Here is a 5413-nt window from a genome sequence, read left to right as displayed (position 1 = left end):
TTAAAAGTTATTATAGTTGCACAACTGTTGCACGAATTTCAAGGAAAAATAAACTCGTAAAACTTTGAAAGTAAGTATTTTCAATGCTTTACGAGTTAAGTGTTTTTATTTGGTGCCACCAGTGGGAATCGAACCCACACGGTAAAACCGCATGATTTTGAGTCATGTGCGTCTGCCAGTTCCGCCATGGTGGCAAAGTATAATGTTTTACTCAATAAAATAATTGTTACCAACGTTAAATATTATATCAGATGTGGAAAGAAATATCAATTATATAAATAAATTTATCAAAAATATGAAAAAAGTTAATATTTTAGTTGTTAGATGGATGTACATTTGCTAAAATGTATGTAGGATAAAACTAACCCACCGGGGCAGTTTTTGACCTAGCTAGAAATGTAAACTAAGTTTTTGTACATAAAAACGGTTTATAATCTAATAATTAGGGAGGAGAAATTAGAATATGATGTATTCAACAGAAGTTCAAGAAATGTGTGTAATCGCTAAAGGACCTAATCATGGACCAGCACCAATTCCTGTAGAAGGAAAATGGGTTTTAGCTAAAGAAGTAAAAGATATCTCAGGTCTTACTCATGGAGTAGGTTGGTGTGCACCTCAACAAGGAGCATGTAAGCTTACTTTAAATGTTAAAGATGGAATAATAGAAGAGGCATTAGTAGAAACAATAGGATGTTCAGGAATGACTCATTCAGCTGCTATGGCTTCAGAAATATTACCAGGAAAGACTATATTAGAAGCATTAAACACAGACTTAGTTTGTGATGCTATAAACACTGCAATGAGAGAATTATTCTTACAAATCGTATACGGAAGATCTCAAACTGCATTCTCAGAAGGTGGACTACCTATAGGAGCTGGACTTGAAGATTTAGGAAAAGGTCTTAGATCACAAGTTGGTACTATGTACGGAACAGTTGCTAAAGGACCAAGATACCTTGAAATGGCAGAAGGTTATGTAACAGAAGTTGCTTTAGATGAAGATAATGAAATTATCGGATACAAATTCGTTCATTTAGGTAAAATGATGGAATTCGTTGCTAAGGGAATGAGCGCTAACGAAGCAATGGAAAAAGCAGCAGGACAATACGGAAGAGTAGAAGACGCTGTTAAATTAATAGATCCAAGACACGCATAATTTAAATTAATTTGTAAGGAGGAATTTAATCATGGCATTATTTGAAAGTTATGAAAGAAGAATAGATCAAATCGTTCCAGTTCTTAATAAGTACGGAATGCAAAAAATAGAAGATGCTAAGGCTATATGTGACGAAGCAGGAATAGATCCATATACAATCGTAAAGGAAACTCAACCAATCGCATTCGAAAATGCTGGATGGGCTTACACTTTAGGAGCTGCTATAGCTATAAAGAAAGGTTGCGTAAAGGCTGCTGATGCTGCTGAAGCAATCGGAGAAGGATTACAAGCTTTCTGTATCCCAGGTTCAGTTGCTGATGACAGAAAAGTTGGATTAGGACACGGAAACTTAGGAGCTATGCTTTTAAGAGAAGAAACTGAATGTTTCGCTTTCTTAGCAGGTCACGAATCATTCGCTGCTGCAGAAGGTGCTATCAAAATAGCTGAAAAAGCTAACAAAGTAAGAAAGCAACCATTAAGAGTTATCTTAAACGGTCTTGGAAAAGACGCTGCTATGGTAATCTCAAGAATCAATGGATTCACTTATGTTGAAACAGCATTTGATTTCTACACTTCAGAATTAAAAGTAGTAAGAGAAAAAGCTTACTCAAACGGACCAAGAGCAAAGGTTAGATGTTACGGTGCTAACGATGTTAGAGAAGGTGTTGCTATAATGCACTCAGAAGGTGTTGACGTATCAATCACTGGTAACTCAACTAACCCAACAAGATTCCAACACCCAGTTGCTGGAACATACAAGAAAGAATGTGTAAATGCTGGTAAGAAGTACTTCTCAGTTGCATCAGGTGGTGGTACTGGAAGAACTCTTCACCCAGATAACATGGCTGCAGGTCCAGCTTCATACGGTATGACTGATACTATGGGAAGAATGCACTCAGATGCACAATTTGCAGGATCATCATCAGTTCCAGCTCACGTTGAAATGATGGGTCTTATCGGAATGGGTAACAACCCAATGGTAGGAGCTACTGTTGCTGTAGCTGTTGCTGTAGAAGAAGCAATGAGCAAATAGTTTTAAGACTTATTTAGATTATAAATGGTTTTGATTAGAGCCTAATAGGATTTAATTCCTATTAGGCTTTTTTGCTTTAAAGATTTACATATAATTTTCATATTTTAAATGAAATGTTAGTATAAATAATGTAAAATTAGAGATAATTAATAATGAAATCTATAATAAAGCGTAATAGGAAATTCCTAGCGTCATTTATATAGAGATATTTAAAGAGGATTGATTTATACAGTTCTCTTTAAAATTTTATATATAAGTAAGTTTAAAAAATAAGCAGATAGTATTCTAACTATCTGCTTTTATTTATATTAGATTGATATTAATTTGTATATAAGTTAAGTTCAGCCCCTGAAGCAAAACCACCAACGCCATTAACTACTTCAAATTTTATATATTTAGTTTTAGTTTTATCGAAAGTTACTGATTGAGCTTTTTTATCGTTATAGTTCCATGTACCACTAGCTACTTTTGTAAAGTTAACTCCGTCTAGGCTTGTATATATGTTATATTCTTTAACATTACCATTAACTCCAGTATCTTGTCTTGGAAGATAAGTTAATTTTGAAATATCATATTCTTTATTAAGTTTTATAGTTAAATAAGGTACCTTATCGCTTCTGTCCCATTTTGTGTGCCAGAAAGACTTCGTATTACCATCAATAGCATTTTTAGCAGCTTGGCCTCCATTATCTTGTTCACTTGAATATGAAACAAGTTCCATTTCAGAATGAGGAATAAATCCAGCTATCATTTTATTTTCAGTATAAACTAATTTAGTAGGTTCACTTGGAAGCTTTGTGCCAGTTGCAGCCATACGTACTAATAAAGTTAAGTTTTTACTTAAATCAGGTAGGTTACTACCATCGTACTTAGTCCAAGTAGCTCCATTATCTATTGAAAACTCCATATTTTTATCTATGCCAAAAATTAAATTTTCATCATCATTTTCAGAAACGTTTATTTTATCTCCCTTTTGAATAGGAATTAAAACAGGTGTTTTTGCACCTTTAACTTTTAGAAGAATTCCATTTTCTGATGTTATAGAATCAAGTTCAGATTTACTTAATTTCATAGATGGTTCAGTAGGTGTTTTATAAGTTCTACCTCCATCTAAGCTATATTCTGTATCTGCCTCTATCCCCTCAAGTTTTCCAGCATTTTTGCCATCGAAACTAAATGAAGCTAAGGATAAACCGTTACTTCCCATATCATTTAAAAAATCTTTAGCAATTGCTTTTGCATCATTATTTGTAGAAGACTCTAAAGCAGCTTTATAAGATACTATATATTCATTAAGCTCTTTTCTATCATTATTAATTACCTTATCCTTAATTTTAGATAGAAGATCAACCATTGGTTTTGGGTAATTACTAAATGTCTTTAATATATTTGCATTTACGTTTCTATAATCATCAGTTGTAGTATTAGGGTCATTTAACATAGCAGATATTTTATCTTTCCATGCAGCATAATCAAGAGGTGAAGTTTTTATTGCTTCATCAAGTAATTTCATAGATGATGTTTTAGAAGTAGAAATATTTGCAAGCCATCTAAATTCCTCTGCCTTAGAAAGAGATTCTTTATTCTTATCAGCATCTTCAAATAAAATATTATAAGAAGTATTGTATCCTTTAGAACCCTTAGACCAATCATTTAACGTAGCACCACTTGATTTAGGCCATCCTGAAATATTATATGTTATTTGCCATTTATCATTTGAATTTAGGTATATCATTGCACAATGACCAGGTTGTCCTACAGGACTTGAAGGTACACCAAATGATTTAGAAGTCATTGATCCAAAATAAGAAATAGATCCACAAACACCGCCATAATCTAAAACAGTTTTAAATGTGGGGTGTTTTCCATAAAAATCAGGTCCAAATATGCTTTTACCTTCTGGATTTTTGTCAGTATATTTAATACTCCAAACAATGCTTGAAATTTTATCTTGACTTAATAAGTCAGGATGTTCCTCTTTTACATATTTTCTAACCCAAAGTATATCAGAATCAGTTATTTTTGCATCAATAACTTTTCTTAAATGTGTTACATCAAGAGTTTTAAATACAGGAAACATTTCATCTTTATAATTTAATGATTTAAATAATTCATAACGTTTAACTGGATCAATCTTTTGAGTGCTATCTAGCCAGAAAGTTATTGGCTTAGAATGTTCTAATGATGTTGCTATTGCTAGCTTAAGATTAAATCCATCTCTTGAAGTTTTATCATTATTCCATATTTTTGACCAAATCCTAAGAGCATCTATATTTTTCCCAGAAGTAGGTTCTCCACCTTGAAGGTATAAGGTTAATGCTTTAGGACTTCCTATAAGCCAGTTTATAAAGTTTTGTTGATCTTGGTTTTTATTATAAAAATTAGTTAATTCTGATGCACCGACTCTTGATATAAATTCTCTTAACGGTAAATAACTTTTAACAATATCATTATTTATAATGGAATCTAAATCAGAGTCAGAAGTTTTTTCTATTATTTGATTTAAGGCTTCATTTGTCTCAGTTAATTGTTTAGAAAAAGAATCTGTGCTATTTACTTTATTTACAGATATGTCAATTGAAGCATTAGACGAATTAAGTGAAGTATTAGTTGAGGCGAATGCTTTGTTTATAGGTGTAGCAGATGATATAACCATTGCTACCATTAGAGTGAAAAGTATCTTTTTTGTTTTCATTTTTATGTCCCCCTAAAAATTAATTTAATAAAAAATATAATTTAATTATAATTTTTATTATAATTATTTGTCTATTAATATTAAAGGAAAATAACGTTTGGATATGTTAATTTTAGTAGAACATTGTTACTAAAAATACAAAAAAATAAGCTAAAAAATCATGAGAAATTTTGATATATATATGAAGCGATAGAAAGAATAATTATGTATAAATATGAAAGTATTTATTCACAATTAATATCAAATTAGTATTGGAGTATGGACTAAAAGGTTAATTCTATACTTTACAGGAATGATTATTTAAATGGATAGAACACATTAGTTAAGTGCTAAAAATAAACAATTGTAATTTATAAAAATTTATGATAATATCAATTTATTATACATTTTTAGGAGGAATACAAACATGTTAGAACCCGAGCCGGGAAGTATTATACCCCAGTTAATATTAGTACTTATTTTGACAGGAGTAAATGCATTTTTCTCATCAGCAGAGATGGCAATAGTATCAGTAAATAAGAATAGGATA

3 protein-coding genes and 1 tRNA gene are annotated in these 5413 nt (G+C 31.4%); 2 read left to right on the top strand and 2 right to left on the bottom strand.

Annotated elements, in window-relative coordinates:
- Positions 1–110: 110 nt before the first annotated feature.
- Positions 111–194, bottom strand: a tRNA-Leu gene (locus tag K5V21_RS18855).
- Positions 195–463: 269 nt separating this feature from the next.
- Between K5V21_RS18855 and K5V21_RS18850 the strand changes: the two genes are divergently transcribed.
- On the top strand, positions 464–1156 hold the full coding sequence (locus K5V21_RS18850; RefSeq protein WP_204595128.1) for an iron-sulfur cluster assembly scaffold protein: 693 nt from the start codon (positions 464–466) through the stop codon (positions 1154–1156).
- A gap of 31 nt (positions 1157–1187) precedes the next feature.
- Positions 1188–2189 (top strand): GGGtGRT protein, encoded by a 1002-nt coding sequence (locus K5V21_RS18845; protein WP_204595129.1) that lies wholly within the window; start codon positions 1188–1190, stop codon positions 2187–2189.
- A 319-nt stretch (positions 2190–2508) separates the two neighbouring features.
- On the opposite strand, the gene K5V21_RS18840 is transcribed toward K5V21_RS18845, so the two are convergent.
- Positions 2509–4884, bottom strand: a complete 2376-nt coding sequence (locus K5V21_RS18840) for a discoidin domain-containing protein (protein ID WP_221862622.1) — start codon at positions 4882–4884, stop codon at positions 2509–2511.
- Positions 4885–5413: the final 529 nt, after the last annotated feature.

Origin of the sequence: Clostridium sardiniense (genome assembly GCF_019753795.1) — a bacterium.
In the GTDB taxonomy this organism is placed as follows: domain Bacteria; phylum Bacillota; class Clostridia; order Clostridiales; family Clostridiaceae; genus Clostridium; species Clostridium sardiniense.
The sequence above is the reverse complement of the archived record's forward strand: the minus strand, read 5'-3'. Positions and strand labels throughout refer to the sequence as shown.

Excerpts from the sequence above, each read along its gene's own strand:
- K5V21_RS18850 (WP_204595128.1), top strand. The coding sequence starts at position 464 with ATGATGTATTCAACAGAAGTTCAAGAAATGTGTGTAATCGCTAAAGGA.
- K5V21_RS18845 (WP_204595129.1), top strand. The coding sequence starts at position 1,188 with ATGGCATTATTTGAAAGTTATGAAAGAAGAATAGATCAAATCGTTCCA.
- K5V21_RS18840 (WP_221862622.1), bottom strand. The coding sequence starts at position 4,884 with ATGAAAACAAAAAAGATACTTTTCACTCTAATGGTAGCAATGGTTATA.